Here is a 15,554-nt window from a genome sequence, read left to right as displayed (position 1 = left end):
TTTGCTGTTTTGAATTCACGGGGGAACGCGATGGACGACCTCGAGCGTGGCCGAGGCTTGAACCGGGGGATCAGAACATGACCGTCACCTATGCCGGAGGGGCCGCGGACGTGGCGGCCATCGACGCGGCGCTCGGCGATTTCTTCGCCGGCCGCCGGGCCGAGGCCGAGGCGCTCGGTCCGGACATCGCGGCGACCGTCTCCGAGCTGGAGAACTTCGTGCTGCGCGGCGGCAAGCGGATTCGCCCGGTCTTCGCGTGGCTGGGCTGGTTGGGTGCCGGCGGCGATCCGGGCGATCCGCGGGCTCAGGCGGTGTTGCGGGCCAGTGCGGCGTTCGAGCTGCTGCACGCCGCCGGGCTGATCCACGACGACATCATCGACGCCTCGCTGACCCGCCGCGGGCATCCGGCGGCACACGTGGCGTTCGCCGAGCGGCACCGTGCGCGCCGCTTCTCGGGTGACTCCGCCGCGTTCGGCGTGGGTGCCGCGATCGTGCTCGGGGACCTGGCCCTGATCTGGGCCGACGCGCTGGTGCGCGCCTCCGGGTTGCCGGCGGAAGTGCAGGCGCGGGTCTCGCCGGTGTGGGCGGCGGTGCGCTCGGAGGTGATGTGCGGCCAGCTGCTCGACCTGATCAACCAGGCGAGCGACAACGAGGACATCGAGTCGGCGCTGCGGGTCAACCAATACAAGACGGCGTCGTACACGGTGCAGCGCCCGCTGCAGTTCGGCGGCGCCATCGCGGGTGCCGACGCCGAGCTCACGGCGGCGTACGGATCGTTCGGTTCCGACATCGGCATCGCCTTTCAACTGCGTGACGATCTGCTCGGGGTCTTCGGCGACCCCGCGGTGACGGGGAAACCGTCCGGTGACGACATCCGCGAGGGCAAGCGAACCGTGCTGTTCGCCACGGCTCTGCGGCTCGCCGGCGCGCGGGACGCCGCGTCGGCGGACTATCTCCGGACGAGGATCGGCACCGACCTCGAAGCCGACGAGCTCGACCGGGTGCGAGACATGCTCGTCGAGGTCGGTGCGGTGGAGCAGGTCGAGACGCAGATATCAGCTCGCGCCGAACGCGCGCTGGCGGTGCTCGAGGCAAGCAACGCCACCGGGCTCGCCAAGCGGCACCTCGCCGACATGGCGGTCAAGGTGCTGCAGAGGGTGCAATGATGTCGCGGATCAACGCGATCGCGACGGCCGGCTCGGGACCGGCCGGTGCGGAGTCGGGTCAGGTGGGCCGCGGGCGCTCCCACGGCAAGGCGATCCTGCTCGGCGAGCATGCCGTCGTGTACGGCGCCCCGGCGCTGGCCATTCCGTTGCCGCAGCTTCCGGTCACGGCAACCGCCACGATGGTGCGCGGCTCCGGTGCCGGTCACGATGAGATCAATATTGCGATCGCGTGGCCCGGGAGCGCGTCGGCCTTGCCGCTCCCGCTGGAATACCAGCGGCACCTGGTGTCGACGTTCAAGCGGGAAACCGGGCTCACGGACCGCCTCCGCGTCGAGGTCCTGATCGAGTGCGCGGTCCCGCGGGGCCGAGGGCTCGGTTCCAGCGCCGCGTACGCCCGGGCCTCGGTCCTGGCGCTCGCGGACGCCGCCGGCCACCGGCTCGACGCCGAGCGGGTGTTCGAGCTGGTGCAGGCCTCGGAGACGCTGGCACACGGCCGGGCGAGCGGGGTCGACGCGCGCGCCACCGGCGCCGCTGCGCCGATCTACTTCACGTCCGGCACGGCCTGGGAACTGCCCATCGCGATCGGGGGAATCGGCGACCCGGCCGGTGCCCGCGGCGGCGATCCCGCCGATCGCGGCGACGTCTGGGCCTTCGACGCGGTGTTCGTCGTCGCGGACAGTGGCGTCAGCGGCAGCACGAAGGAAGCGGTCTCCCTGGTGCGGCGAAGGTTCGAGCGGGACCGGGCCATGCGGGAGTCGTTCGTCGGCGGGGTGTCCGACCTGACGCGGGCGGCCCTGGAGAACCTCCTGCGGGGCCGGGTCGGCGACTTCGGTGCGTGCATGACCGAAAACCACCGGCTGCTGCGCGATGTCGGCGTGAGCACCGACCGCATCGACGCGCTGGTGCGAGCCGCCCTCGTGGCCGGCGCTTCCGGCGCCAAGATCAGCGGCGGCGGCCTGGGTGGTTGCGTGATCGCGGTCGCCGACGGACTGCCGCGGGCCGGGGAGGTCGTGCGCCACCTGCGGGAAGCCGGTGCCGACAACACCTGGACGGTACCGACGGGAAGGTTCGCACCTCATGCCCCCTGAGCTCACGGAATCGTGCGCCTCGGCCGATGAGGCGCGCGAGTGCGGGGCGACCGCCGTCGCGCACCCCAACATCGCCCTGATCAAGTATTGGGGCAAACGCGACGAGGAACTGCTGATCCCGTACGTCGACAGCCTGTCGATGACCCTGGACGTATTCCCCACGACGACGACGGTCCGGCTGACGCCCACGGCGGAGGGCGACAGCGTCACCCTCGACGGCTCACCCGCGGTGGACGGAGAACGGGAGCGTGTAGTCGCGTTCCTGAATCTCGTGCGGACGATGGCGGGCCGGGCCGAGCCGGCCGTCGTCAACACCCGCAACTCCGTTCCCACCGGTGCGGGCCTCGCATCGTCGGCGAGTGGATTCGCTGCGCTGGCGCTCGCGGGTGCGAGCGCGTACGGCCTGGACCTGGATCCCACCGCCTTGTCGCGTCTGGCCCGGCGTGGGTCCGCCTCGGCGTCCCGGTCGATCTTCGGCGGCTTCGCGATCTGTCACGCGGGCCGGGGCACGGGCGCGGAGGCCGACCTGAGCGCGTACGCCGAGCCCGTGGCCGTTGCCGACTTCGCCCCGGCGCTGGTGATCGCGGTGGTGAACGCCGGCCCCAAGGCAGTTTCCAGCCGCGCCGCCATGCGGAGAACGGTCGACACCTCCCCGCTGTACCAGGCATGGGCGGCCTCGAGCGCGGTCGACCTCGCCGACATGCGGGTGGCCCTGCGCCGCGGCGATCTCGACGCGGTCGGGGAGATCGCCGAGCGGAACGCGTTGGGCATGCACGCGACGATGCTGGCGGCACGACCCCCGGTCCGCTACTTCGCGCCGGAGACCATGGCCGTGCTGGACACCGTGGCGCGACTGCGGGCGGACGGCTTCTCGGCGTACGCGACCATGGACGCGGGCCCGAACGTCAAAGTGCTCTGCCACCTGGGGGACACCGCCCGAATCGCCGCGGAGATACGCCGGGCCGTGCCGGACGGTACCGCGGTCATCGCCGGGCCCGGCGCCGGCGCTCGGCTACGGCCCAGGGCCGAGCCGTGACCAGGCCCGCGACGGCCAGCCGGCGTGCCCCGGGCAAGCTCTTCGTCCTCGGCGAGTACGCCGTGTTGGAGCCGGGGCACCCCGCCGTCCTGGTCGCGGTCGACCGGTGGGTCGAGGTCACGGTGTCGGCGTCCGACGGCGCCGACGTCGAGATCGAATCCGACCTCGGCCGCGGCGTGGCCCGCCTGCGGCTCGGTGACGGGGGGCTGTACGCCGAGGACGGCCAGACCGACGTGGGCGGCCTGCGGCACGTGGTGTCGGCGGTCGAGGTGCTCCACGCTCTCCTCGGTGAGAAGGGACGCCGGCCCGCCCCGATACGGGTGGCCGTCACCAGCCGGCTGCACACCGGCGGTGCCAAGCTCGGCCTGGGGTCCAGCGGCGCGGTGACGGTCGCCACGGTCGCCGCGGTGGCGGCGTACCTCGGAGTGGAGTTGGCGCCCGAGGACCGGTACCGCCTGGCGATGCTCGCGACGGCGCGCCACGATCCGATGGCTTCGGGCGGCGATCTCGCCGCCAGCGTCTGGGGCGGATGGATCGCGTACCAGGCACCCGATCGCACCGCCGTGGTTGATCTCGCGCGGCACCGGGGAATCGCCGGGGCGTTGCGGGCGCCTTGGCCCGGGTTCGCCGCCCGCCGGCTGCCTCCGCCGCGCGGTCTCGCGCTGGAGGTGGGCTGGACGGGCGAACCGGCCAGCACGGCGGCGCTGGCCGGGAAGCTGGCGTCGGGCACGTGGTGGGGCAGCCCCGCGCATCGGGACTTCGCGACGGCCAGCGACGCGTGCGTGCGGACCGCGATCGAGGCACTCCGCCACGGTGACGACGACGCCGTACTGCGCCAGATCCGCGCGGCCCGAAAGGTACTCGCCCGGTTGGACGACGAGGTTCGACTCGGGATCTTCACGCCCCGGCTGACCGCGCTCTGCGCGGCCGCCGAGTCGATCGGCGGCGCGGCCAAGCCGTCGGGCGCCGGCGGTGGCGACTGCGGCATCGCGCTGCTGGACGAAACGGCCCGGCGGGAACTTTCCAGGATGCGGCAGGACTGGCACGCCGCCGGGGTGCTACCGATGCCGACTCACGTCTCGACGACGATCGGGAGCCGAGAATGACAGCCAACCGCAAGGATGATCACGTCCGGTTCGCCACCGAACAGCAACGTGAGCTACGCGGATACAACGAGTTCGACGACGTGTCTTTCGTGCACCACGCCCTCGCCGGCATCGACCGTTCCGACGTGACGCTGCACACGAGCTTCGGTGGCATCGAATGGCCGGTGCCGCTCTGCGTCAACGCCATGACCGGTGGCAGCGCGCGGACCGGAATCATCAACCGGGACCTGGCGATCGCCGCGCACGCGACCGGGGTGCCGATCGCGACCGGGTCCATGAGCGCTTTTTTCGCCGACGAGTCGGTCGCCGGCACGTTCAGCGTGATGCGCCGGGAGAACCCCGACGGATTCATCATGGCGAATGTCAATGCCAACGCCTCGGTAGAGCAGGCCCGCCGCGCGATCGACTTGCTGCGGGCCGACGCGGTGCAAATTCATCTGAACGCCATTCAGGAAACGGTGATGCCCGAGGGTGACCGGTCGTTCTCCGCCTGGGGGCCGCGGATCGCCGAGATCGTGGCGGGCGTCGGCGTCCCGGTCATCGTGAAGGAGGTCGGATTCGGCCTGAGCCGCGAGACGATCCGCCGGCTGGGTGAGCTCGGCGTGCGTGTCGTCGACGTCGCCGGGCGAGGTGGAACCAACTTCGCGCGTATCGAGAACGGCCGCCGGGAACACCCGGACTACGCGTTCCTCGACGGCTGGGGCCAGTCCGCCCCCGCGTGTCTGCTGGACGCCCAGGATTCGGGTCTCGCGGTGCTGACCTCGGGCGGCGTACGCGATCCGCTCGACGTGGTGCGCGGCTTGGCGCTCGGCGCCTCCGCCGCCGGAGTCTCCGGCCTGTTCCTCAAGGTGGTCCTCGACGCCGGCGTGCCCGCGTTGATCTCACTCATCTCGCGGTGGCTCGATCAGATCAAGGCGTTGATGACCGCGCTCGGCGCACGCGCTCCCGCCGACCTCTCCCGCTGCGACGTACTGATTCACGGCCGCCTGCGCGACTTCTGCGACCTGCGGAGAATCGACGCCCGTCGGCTCGCGAACCGTTCCGCGTCCCACCCCGCCACGCTCACTCACCTCGGAGGCCACCAATGACGACAGCAGACGCCACCGCTCACGTTCCGATGAAATGGGTCGGCCCTCTGCGCATCTCGGGCAACGTGGCGAACGGCGAGACCCAGGTCCCGCTCGCCACCTACGAGTCGCCCCTGTGGCCCTCGGTCGCGCGCGGCGCGAAGCTCTCCATGATGACCGACCGCGGCATCGTCGCCACGCTGATCGACGAACGGATGACGCGTTCGGTCTATGCCAAGGCCGAGGACGCGCAAACCGCGCACGCCGCGGCGCTGGAGATCGACGCCCGACTCGACGAGCTGCGCGCCATCGTGCGCACCTGCGGCCGGTTCGTCGAGCTGATCGGGTTCCGTCACGAGATCACGGCCAACCTGCTGTTCCTCCGGTTCGAGTTCACCACCGGCGACGCCTCCGGGCACAACATGGCGACGCTGGCCGCCGACGCGCTCCTGTCGCACATCCTCAAGACCATCCCGGGCATCACGTACGGGTCCATCTCGGCGAACTACTGCACCGACAAGAAGGCCACCGCCATCAACGGCATTCTCGGCCGTGGCAAGAACGTGGTGACCGAACTGCTGGTACCGGGCGACATCGTGCGCAGCCGGCTGCGCACCTCGGCCACCGCGATCGCCGAACTGAACGTACACAAGAACCTGATCGGCACGCTGCTCGCCGGCGGTATCCGTTCCGCGAACGCGCACTACGCCAACATGCTGCTCGGCTTCTACCTGGCGACGGGACAGGACGCCGCCAACATCGTCGAAGGCTCACAGGGCGTGACCGTGGCCGAGGATCGCGACGGTGACCTCTACTTCTCGTGCACCCTGCCCAACCTGATCGTCGGTACGGTCGGCAGCGGAAAGGGCCTCGACTTCGTCGAGGAGAACCTGGCCCGGATGGGCTGCCGACAGCCCCGGGAACCCGGCGAGAACGCGCGCCGGCTCGCCGCCATCGCCGCCGCGACGGTGCTGTGCGGCGAACTCTCCCTCCTCGCGGCGCAGACGAACCCCGGCGAGCTCATGCGGACACACGTGCGGTTGGAACGTCAGGCCGACGCGGCCAAGGTAGGAGGCTAGCGATGCCCGGAGAACTCGCGGTCGGTATTCACGATCTCTCGATCGCCACGACGCGGTACGCCCTCACGCACGAGACGCTGGCCGCCCAGAACGGCGTCGACGTCGCCAAGTACCACGACGGCATCGGGCAACGGTCGATGAGCGTCCCCGCCATCGACGAGGACATCGTCACGATGGCGGCCGGCGCGGCCGCGCCGATCATCGCCCGCCACGGCACCCACGGGATCCGGACGGTTCTCTTCGCGACGGAGTCATCCGTCGATCAGGCGAAGGCCGGCGGCGTACACGTTCACGCCCTGCTGGGTCTGCCCTCGGCCGTCCGGATCGTCGAACTCAAACAGGCGTGCTACGCCGGTACGGCGGCCCTGCAATTCGCGATCGGCCTGGTTCATCGCGACCCGGCGCAGCGCGTTCTCGTGATCGCCAGCGACGTGTCGAAGTATGACCTGGGTAGTCCGGGCGAGGCGACCCAGGGCGCCGCCGCGGTGGCCATGTTGGTCAGTGCGGACCCCGCGCTCGTCCGTGTCGAGAATCCGTCCGGGGTGTTCACGTCCGACGTCATGGACTTCTGGCGCCCCAACTACCGCTCCACCGCCCTGGTCAAGGGACGTGATTCCATCTCCGCGTACCTGCGGGCGGTGGAGGGAGCGTGGACGGACTACACGAGGCAGGGCGGCCGCAAGATCAATGACTTTCACGCGTTCTGCTATCACCAGCCGTTCACGAAGATGGCGTTCAAGGCACACCGGCACCTGCTGGAGTTCTGCGGGTACGAGGCCGACGACGAGGGGATCGGGCGCGCCCTTCGCCACACGACGGAATACAACGCCGCCATCGGGAACAGCTACACGGTGTCGATGTACCTCGGGCTGGCCGCGCTCCTGGACAACGCCGACGATCTGAGCGACCAGGCGATCGGCTTCTTCAGCTACGGCTCGGGCAGTGTGGCGGAGTTCTTCGGCGGTACGGTCGTGCCGGCGTATCGCGTTCACCTGCGGTCGGCGCGGCATCGCGATGCCATCAGCCGGCGGGTTCCGGTCGACTACGCGAAGTACCGCCAGATGCACGAGCATGAGTTCCCGACCGACGGGGGAGATCACCCCCTGCCGAGGGAGACCGCCGGGCCATACCGGCTGGCCGGTCTCTTCGGCCATGAGCGCGTCTATGAGACCGGAGCGGACTCACGGCCAGATCGGTCACCCGCCACCGCCGAGTAGGGCACGGGGGAGTGCCACAGACGGTTCGGAGAGGGAAATGCACAGTCAGCGTCGCATGGGCATCATCAGTACGGGATCCTATGTGCCCGCCCGGGTGGTGGGAAACGCCGAGATCGGGCGCGCCGCGGGCGTGTCCGCCGAATGGATAGAGGGCAAGACGGCCATCCGGGAACGGCGCTACGCCGCACCCCACGAGGCGACCTCGGACCTCGCCGCCGCGGCCGCCGTCCAGGCGCTGCGGGAGGCGAACGTCTCGGCGGACCACGTCCGCTACGTCGTCGTGGCGACCTCCACCCCGGACCACACGCAGCCGGCGACCGCGACCATCGTTCAGCACCTCATCGGCGCCCGGAACGCCGCCGCCTTCGACATCAACGCGGTGTGCAGCGGCTTCGTCTTCGCCCTTACCGTGGCCGAGCGGTTGTTGGGCGGCGAGGCCGGCGTCACAGGGTATGCGCTGGTCATCGGGGCGGACATCTACTCGCGCATCATCGACCCCGCCGACCGGCGCACGGCGGTTCTCTTCGGCGACGGTGCCGGCGCCGTGGTCGTGGGTCCGGTAGCCCCCGGGCACGGCACCGTCTCCACCTATCTCGTTTCGCACGGCGACCGGCACTCGCTCATCAGCGTGCCGGCCGGTGGGAGCCGGCGACCCGCCACCGCCGATACCGTGGCGGCCGGCAGACACTACTTCCGGATGAACGGCCGGGCAGTGCGCGAGTTCGTCCACGACCACCTGCCGGCGGCGGTGGACGTCCTGCTCGACAACGCCGGCATCGAGCTGTCGCAGGTGCGTCACCTGGTTCCCCACCAGGCCAACGGTGTCATGCTCGCCGAGGTGTGGCCGCGGTTGCGCCTGCCCGCCGCGCGTTGCCACCTGGAGGTCGAGCACTACGGCAACACCGGCGCGGCATCGGTGCCGTTGACCCTTGACCTGGTCCATCGCCGCGGTGCCTTCGCCGCGGGTGAGCTGGTTGTCCTGGCCGCCTTCGGCGGGGGCATGTCGGTCGGCACCACCATCGTGAGGTGGGCGAACACCGCCCACAGCCGCGGCGGTCCGCGAAGCGGACGGCTGGGGTCCGACCGGGGAGTCCGTGCTCTGCGGACGGGTTCGCCCGCATCCCCTTCTATCCGTATGGAGCCCGGTGGCATGTCACGAGAACCCGAAGAGATCAACGACTCCGGCCACGAGATCCGGGACTCCGCCGGGCGGCGGTGGTCGCGGTGAGGGCGGCCGAACCTGTGAGCGGAACGACGGACCAGGCCGTACCGGAGGTTCCCGTCTACCTCCGTCGGGACGAGTTCACTCCGAGCCCGGACCTCGGCCGGCTCCGCGAGGCCGGTCGGGTCGAACGAGTCACCACTCCGTTCGGCGCGACCGCCTGGTTGCTGACCCGCCACGACGACGTGCGCGCGGTGCTGGCCGACTCCACCCGGTTCAGCAACGCCGTGCGGGACGTGCCGCAGCCGCCCGAATTGGACGACCTAACCGAGGACGAACGCGCACCGCTGCGCTTCGGTAACCTGCTCGGTCTGGATCCGCCGGAGCACACCCGGCTTCGCCGAACGTTGACGGGGGAGTTCACCGTGCGCCGGATGCGCGCCCTCGAGCCCCGGGTGCGACGCATCGTCGACGAGCAACTGGAGAAGATGGCGCGTAAGGGACCGCCGCTCGATCTCGTCACCGAGTACGGCTTGCTCGTGCCGTCCCTCGTGATCTGCGAGCTGCTCGGCGTGCCGGCCAGTGACCGGGCCGCATTCAATGCTCAGACGATCCGCCTCATCGACGTCTCCGTGCCGATCCGGGAGCGGTTGCGGGTGGGCCGCGAGTTGCGCGACTACATGTCGGACCTGGCGGAGCGCGCCCGGCTCGCGCCCGGTGACGACATCATCGGCATGTTGATCCGTGAGCACGGCCGCGATCTCACCCACCCCGAGCTCGCGGGCCTGGCCAACTTCCTGCTGCTCGCCGGCCACGAGACGACCGCCAACATGCTCTCCCTCGGCACCTTGGCCCTGCTGCGCCACCCCGCGCAACTTGCCCGGATGCGTGACGACCCGGCCGCGGTGGCGCCGGGCGTCGAGGAGCTGCTCCGGTGGCTGAGCGTCGTGCAAGCGCCGGTGGCCCGGCAGGTTCGCGAGGACACCGAGTTCGGAGGCGTACGCATCCCCGCCGGTGATCTCGTGCTGTTGTCGCTGCCGGCCGCCAACCGGGATCCGGCCGCCGTCGCCCGCCCGGACGAGCTGGACATCGGGCGCGGCGCGGTGGGCCATCTCGCGTTCGGCCACGGCGTACACCACTGCATTGGCGCGCCGCTGGCGCGGATGGAGCTCAACGTCGGGCTGCCCGCGCTGCTGCAGCGCTTTCCCGGCTTGCGGATCGAGCCGGATGGCGTGGGTTTCCGCCCGTCCCACGTCTTTTACGGCCTCAGCCAGCTGGTCGTGAGCTGGTAGCTGTCGGACTGCCACGAACGCCGTGGCCAACGATCGGAGGTAGTGTTGTGACCGAACGCCTGCTGGTGGATCCGGACGTCTGTATCGGCGCCGGACTCTGCGTGGTCGCCCAGCCGCGCGTCTTCGACCAGGACGAGGATGGCATCGTGACGGTGCGCGTGGAGTCGCCGCCGCTTGACGACGACATCCGCCAGGCCGTCGCGACCTGTCCCTCCGGTGCGCTGAGCCTGCGGGACGACGGCTCGCCCTGACCGGAGGTCTCACCGACGCGTTCCCCGTGGTGGCGTAGGGTCGTGACGTGTGACCGTCCTGCTCGCGGATGACCTCGGCCACCTGGTGCCGTGGGCGGGCCCGCCGAGGCGCATCGTCTCGTTGGTCCCTTCGCTCAGCGAGGCGCTTGCCGTGACCGTGCCGGAGCGGCTGGCCGGGGTCACGGACTGGTGCACGCATCCGCCCGGGCTGGACCTTCCTCGCGTACGCGGCACCAAGAACCCGGACCGGGCGGCGATCGCCGCCCTGCGACCCGACCTGGTGGTGGCCAACCAGGAGGAGAACCGGCGGCTCGACGTGGACCGGCTGCGGGCGGCCGGCGTGCCGGTCTGGGTGACCGCGATCGAGTCGGTCGACCAGGCGCTGGATTCTCTTCGCCGGCTGTTCGCCGAGGTGCTGTCCGTGGGGGAGCCCGACTGGCTGCGGGTCGCGGCGGCCGAGTGGTCGCGCCCGGTGACGTGGGCCCGGCGTACGGTCGCGGTGCCGATCTGGCGCGACCCGTGGATGGTGGTCGGACCGCGGACCTTCACCGGTGACCTGCTGGCGCGGCTCGGCCTGGACAACGTCTTCGACACCGGCGCCGACCGATACCCCCGCGTCGACCTCGACGAGGTGCGCGCGGACCTGGTGCTGCTGCCCGACGAGCCGTACGTCTTCACGCCGGACGACGGCCCCGAGGCGTTCCCCGGCCGGCGGACGGTGCTCGTGCCGGGCCGCCAACTGACCTGGTACGGCCCGTCGCTGGCCACCGCGCGCGAGGAACTCCTGGATCTCCTGGTCGAGTGAGCGCACATCGGCGTCGTACGCATTGTCTGAGGTCGATCGTCCTGGACGCCGCGACCGAACTGTAGGTTCCCCGATGAATGGTCGGATCCGGCGTTCCGCGGGGAGGAACGACATGTTTTTCCGTTTCGCTGTTGTCGCCGCCATGGCGGTGCCCCTGGCTGTTCCGGCGCCCGCTGCCCAGCGCCGGCCGGAGTGTGACTGGACCCAGTGGGGACAGGACGCCACGCACACCGGCCAGTCGTGTGCGGTGGGTCAGCGTCACCTGCAACTGCTCGCGCACCTGGTCGTCGACCCCTTCGCCGAGCAGGAGGCGGGTGAGTCCCAGTTCGGGGGCTACATCCCGGTGCACCTCCCCGCGCCGCTGGCCGACGGGGACGGCAATGTGTTCGTGCTGCGCAAGGGCGGCTCGTACGTCAGCTGTGACTCGCCCGGTTCCGGTGTGCCGGCGCCCTGCGGGGAGGATGTCGGGAACCTGCAGCGCGAGACGTGGTCGGTGCAGGCCTTGCGCTGGCGGTTCGGCAACCTGGTCCCGACCTGGTCGTTCACGTCGGACTGGAAGCCCACCGCGCTGGCCGGCAGAGAAACGCTGTTCCAGTCCGCGATGAGCAAGGATTCGGTGTACGTTCCGGGCGCGGGCGGGACCGTGCTGCAACTGGACAAGGGAAGCGGCCGGGTGATCCAGCGGGTCAACCCGTTCGGCGGGACCGTCGACCCGGCGGCGTTCGCCTCCGGCGGGCTCACCGTGGACGCCCACGGCACGCTCTTCTACAACGTGGTGCGAAGCGAGCCGGCGGCGCACGGGCGCGACGACGTGCACGGCTGGCTGGTGCGGGTCACCCCGGACCGGAAGATCAGCATGGTCGACTACCGCACGCTGATTCCCGGCGCGCCGCGTCCCACCGACCTCTGTTACGAGGAGTTCACCGAGGACCTGCCGCTGCCCCCGCCGCCGAAGCCGGACGGAACGCCGGCGATGCCCGCGCAGTCGCCGTGCCTGTCGCAGCGGGCCGCATTCAATGCCGCCCCGGCGGTCGGCCCGGACGGCACCGTCTACACCGTCACCCGTGCGCAGAACGCCTCCGGTGGCCGGAACTACGGATACGTGGTCGCCCTCAACCCCGATCTGACCCTGAAATGGGCCACCTCGCTGCGCGGCATCCTCGACGACGGCTGCGGGGTGCTCGTGCCCTACGGCAGCGACCCCTTCGACTGCCGCCCCGGCGCGGCGCGCGGTGTCGACCCGTACACCAACCAGCAACCGGCCGGCGGCGTCGACGACAGCAGCACGGCGTCGCCGGTGGTGCTGCCGGACGGGGGCGTCGTCTACGGAACGCGGAACTTCTACAACGTCCAGCGCGGACACCTGATGAAGTTCGACCGGGCCGGCCACTACGTGGCGAACTACGACTTCGGCTGGGACATCACGCCGGCCGTGTTCCGCCACAACGGCACGTACTCGATGTACGTCAAGGACCTGCACTACGACGCCGGGGCGCAGTACATCACCCGGCTCGACGCCGGCCTGCGGAAGGAGTGGTCGCACGCCAACACCGAGACCAGGACGTGCGAACGGCTCCCGGACAACACGGTGAGTTGCGTCGACGAGGGACAGCATCCGGACGGCTTCGAGTGGTGCATCAGCGCGCCGGCCGTCGATCGCAACGGCTCGGTCTACGGGCTGGCGCAGGACGGCGACTTCTACGTCGTCGACAGGTACGGCCGCCAGCTCGAGAAGGTGTTCCTGTCCAAGACGATCGCCTCGGCCTACACGCCGGTGTCGCTGGACTCCAGCGGCCGGGTGTACGCGCAGAACAACGGCCAGCTGTACGTTCTCGGGCGCAGGTGACCCGTTGTCCGAGAACGAGGACGCCGGCCGCCCGGCGGGCCAGGCCGTCGACCGGCGGGCACTGCTGCTCGGCGCCGCGGGGCTGGCCGGGCTCGCCGGGTGCGGGGCGCCCGATCGGGCCGGGGCGCCGAACGCCGCCGCGCCGGTGCGGCCGGTCGTCGACCGCCAATCCGGCGTGGTGGAGCCCGCACGTACCGAGACGGAGTTTGTCGCATTCGATGTGACGACACGGGACCGGGCGGAGCTCGCCGAGGCCCTCCGGGCGTTGAGCGCGCCGGCGCCCGGCGTGACCATGACGATCGCCGCGGGCGCGTCGCTGTTCGACGCCAGGTTCGGCATCGCGCGCCCGCGACTGCTGACGCCGATGCCGTCCTTCCGCAACGACGTGCTGGATCCCCGGTGGTGCCACGGCGACCTGCTCGTGCAGGTGGGCGCGGACAGCCGGCAGGCGATCGCCGCCGTGCTGGCCAGGAGGCAGCCGCACCTCAAGGCACGGTGGCGGATATCCGGCACGCACGGCGAACGCAACCTCCTGGGATTCAAGGAGGGAGTCGGCAACCCCGACACGACGAACGCCGAGTTGATGGACAGGTGCGTGTGGGTCCAGCCGTACGACGAGGAGCCGGCCTGGTGCAGGGGCGGCACGTATCAGGTCGTGCGGCTGATCCGCCTGGCGGTGGCGGCCTGGGACGCGCAACCCACGCGGGTCCAGGAACGAGTCATCGGGCGGCGCCGAGACACCGGTGCCGTGCTCGGCGAGTCCGGCGAGAAGGACGTGCCCCGATTCGCGGCCGACCCGAAGGGCGCGGTCATCCCGCTCGACGCGCACATCCGCCGCGCCTACCCGCACAGCGGACGGGTCAGGCCGATCCTGCGCCGCGGTCACTCGTACCGCCTCGCCGAGACGGACACCGGCCAGATCTTCGTCTGCTTCCAGCGGGACCTGGAGGTGGGCTTCGCGGCCATCCAGCGCGGGCTGGCCGGCGAGGCGCTGGAGAGGTTCGTCCGGCCGTTCGGCGGCGGCTACTACTTCGTGCTGCCCGGCGGCGCCGAGTTCGCCGGGCAGGCCATGCTGGCGTGACCATCCACCCGTCGGGGCGCCTCATCCGGACCGGCGGCGCGACCCGGGCGGGAGGCGCCGGACGTCGAGATCCGGCGGTGGGGCGGCGGGCAACCGCACCGTGACGCACAGACCCCCACCGGCACGCGGAGTGAGGGCAAGAGTTCCGTCGTGTGCGTTGACGATGGCTTTGACGATCGCCAGACCGAGGCCGACACCGGCGTGGACGGCCCGGATGCGTTCGGTGCCACGCTGGAACGGTTCGGTGAGCGTCGAGATCAATTCGGGGGAGAGCTCCTCGCCGGTGTTCTCCACGGTGAGCGCGACGCTCCGATCGAGAGTGCCGGTGGTGACCCACACCGACCCCTCCCTGGGCAGGTTGTGGACGATGGCGTTCTGGACGAGGTTCGTGGTCAGTTGCAGCAGCAGGGCGGGCGAGCCGATGGCATGGGCCACCTCACCCGAGGTCTCGATGCTGGTGTCGTACTTCTCCGCGACGGCCAGCAGTGTCTCGGCGGCCTCCTCGGCGACGAGCGACAGATCCACCCGCTCTCGCGCGAAGGAGCGCTGATCGGCGCGGCTGAGCATGAGCAACGCTTCGGTGAGCGCGATCGCGCGGGCGTTGACGTCATACAGCCGGTCGATCACCTCGCCGGTGACCCGGCTGGGGTCCTGACGAACCACGTCGAGCAGCGTCTTCGTGATCGAGAGCGGGGTGCGCAGCTCGTGCGAGGCGTTTGCGGCGAAGCGCCGCTGCTCGGCCACGTGCGCCTCGAGACGGTCCAGCATGGAGTCGAAGGCGTCGGCGAGCTCGCGGAGCTCGTCGTTGCGACCGGGCAGCCGGACCCGGTGGGCGAGCGATCCGGTCCCGGCCACCCGGGTGGCCTCGGTGATCCGGGTCACCGGCGCGAGCATGCGGCCGGCCATGATCCACCCGCCCAGCACACCGAACACCAGCAGGAACAACAGCACCTCCGCGGCGCGCGGGACGAAGGCGCCGAGCAGGTCGTGGCGGCTGGGACCCTGAAGGGCGGGGGGCCCGGGACCTTGTACGGTGTGTCCGTTGAGATCCAGCGGCGGAGAGCCGGGCACGTCGGGCACGTACCGCAACAGGAAAACCCAGACGACGCCGAGGAGCAGGGTGCCGGCGAGCATGAGGAAGCCCGCGTAGCTGAGGGTGAGCTTGAGGCGGACGCTCCAGCCCGGCGCCCTATCCACGGTCGGCGCCCTCGCGCTCCGGCTCCGGTGGAGCGCCCGCGATCGACTCCAGCCGTGGCCCGTCCCGAACGGCTTCGGCCAGGTGCAGCTCGTCCTCCACGATCAGTACGCGCACCATCCGATAGTAGGAGCCGTGCCATATCGCCGAGGTATCGGAATTC

General features: G+C 70.8%; 15 protein-coding genes. 13 read left to right on the top strand and 2 right to left on the bottom strand.

Going from position 1 to position 15,554, the window contains the following annotated elements:
• Positions 1–77: 77 nt before the first annotated feature.
• From IH26_RS0120905 to IH26_RS0120845, 13 genes are all read left to right on the top strand, one after another.
• Entirely contained in the window at positions 78–1,166 is a 1,089-nt protein-coding gene (locus IH26_RS0120905) for a polyprenyl synthetase family protein (RefSeq protein WP_030437914.1), read from the top strand.
• Positions 1,166–2,254, top strand: coding sequence for a mevalonate kinase (gene mvk, locus IH26_RS0120900; RefSeq protein WP_084598965.1), 1,089 nt, complete (start codon positions 1,166–1,168; stop codon positions 2,252–2,254). The genes IH26_RS0120905 and mvk overlap by 1 nt, the downstream gene beginning before the upstream one ends.
• Positions 2,244–3,290, top strand: coding sequence for a diphosphomevalonate decarboxylase (mvaD, locus tag IH26_RS0120895; protein ID WP_030437912.1), 1,047 nt, complete (start codon positions 2,244–2,246; stop codon positions 3,288–3,290). Before mvk ends, mvaD begins: the two co-directional genes overlap by 11 nt.
• Positions 3,287–4,396, top strand: a complete 1,110-nt coding sequence (locus tag IH26_RS0120890) for a phosphomevalonate kinase (protein ID WP_030437911.1) — start codon at positions 3,287–3,289, stop codon at positions 4,394–4,396. The genes mvaD and IH26_RS0120890 overlap by 4 nt, the downstream gene beginning before the upstream one ends.
• Positions 4,393–5,484 carry a type 2 isopentenyl-diphosphate Delta-isomerase gene (gene fni, locus IH26_RS0120885; RefSeq protein ID WP_030437910.1) on the top strand — a complete coding sequence of 364 codons (1,092 nt, stop codon included), beginning with the start codon at positions 4,393–4,395 and terminating at the stop codon, positions 5,482–5,484. Before IH26_RS0120890 ends, fni begins: the two co-directional genes overlap by 4 nt.
• Positions 5,481–6,542, top strand: coding sequence for a hydroxymethylglutaryl-CoA reductase (locus tag IH26_RS0120880; protein WP_030437909.1), 1,062 nt, complete (start codon positions 5,481–5,483; stop codon positions 6,540–6,542). The genes fni and IH26_RS0120880 overlap by 4 nt, the downstream gene beginning before the upstream one ends.
• Positions 6,543–6,544: 2 nt before the next feature.
• Positions 6,545–7,759 carry a hydroxymethylglutaryl-CoA synthase gene (locus IH26_RS0120875; protein WP_051808344.1) on the top strand — a complete coding sequence of 405 codons (1,215 nt, stop codon included), beginning with the start codon at positions 6,545–6,547 and terminating at the stop codon, positions 7,757–7,759.
• Positions 7,760–7,796: 37 nt separating this feature from the next.
• On the top strand, positions 7,797–8,987 hold the full coding sequence (locus IH26_RS0120870) for a 3-oxoacyl-ACP synthase III family protein (protein ID WP_245665338.1): 1,191 nt from the start codon (positions 7,797–7,799) through the stop codon (positions 8,985–8,987).
• Positions 8,988–9,001: 14 nt separating this feature from the next.
• On the top strand, positions 9,002–10,213 hold the full coding sequence (locus IH26_RS0120865) for a cytochrome P450 (RefSeq protein ID WP_030437906.1): 1,212 nt from the start codon (positions 9,002–9,004) through the stop codon (positions 10,211–10,213).
• A 47-nt stretch (positions 10,214–10,260) separates the two neighbouring features.
• Positions 10,261–10,464, top strand: coding sequence for a ferredoxin (locus IH26_RS0120860; RefSeq protein WP_030437905.1), 204 nt, complete (start codon positions 10,261–10,263; stop codon positions 10,462–10,464).
• 49 nt (positions 10,465–10,513) lie between these two features.
• Positions 10,514–11,269 carry a helical backbone metal receptor gene (locus tag IH26_RS0120855; RefSeq protein WP_030437904.1) on the top strand — a complete coding sequence of 252 codons (756 nt, stop codon included), beginning with the start codon at positions 10,514–10,516 and terminating at the stop codon, positions 11,267–11,269.
• Between the two features lie 142 nt (positions 11,270–11,411).
• Positions 11,412–13,115 (top strand): hypothetical protein, encoded by a 1,704-nt coding sequence (locus IH26_RS0120850; RefSeq protein WP_157437289.1) that lies wholly within the window; start codon positions 11,412–11,414, stop codon positions 13,113–13,115.
• 4 nt (positions 13,116–13,119) lie between these two features.
• Complete coding sequence (locus tag IH26_RS0120845) at positions 13,120–14,196, top strand: Dyp-type peroxidase (protein ID WP_034215765.1); 1,077 nt, start codon at positions 13,120–13,122, stop codon at positions 14,194–14,196.
• Positions 14,197–14,217: 21 nt separating this feature from the next.
• Here the strand turns inward: IH26_RS0120845 and IH26_RS0120840 are convergent, their stop codons facing one another.
• Together IH26_RS0120840 and IH26_RS63935 are read right to left on the bottom strand one after the other, a co-directional pair.
• Entirely contained in the window at positions 14,218–15,393 is a 1,176-nt protein-coding gene (locus IH26_RS0120840; RefSeq protein WP_051808343.1) for a sensor histidine kinase, read from the bottom strand.
• The gene (locus IH26_RS63935) at positions 15,386–15,508 is read right to left on the bottom strand and encodes a hypothetical protein (protein ID WP_281179761.1); all 123 of its coding nucleotides are present in this window, start codon (positions 15,506–15,508) and stop codon (positions 15,386–15,388) included. The genes IH26_RS0120840 and IH26_RS63935 overlap by 8 nt, the downstream gene beginning before the upstream one ends.
• Between the last annotated feature and the right edge of the window lie 46 nt (positions 15,509–15,554).

Origin of the sequence: Actinoplanes subtropicus (assembly GCF_000721705.1) — a bacterium.
Classification (GTDB): Bacteria; Actinomycetota; Actinomycetes; order Mycobacteriales; family Micromonosporaceae; genus Actinoplanes; species Actinoplanes subtropicus.
This window is presented reverse-complemented; position numbering and strand designations above follow the sequence as displayed.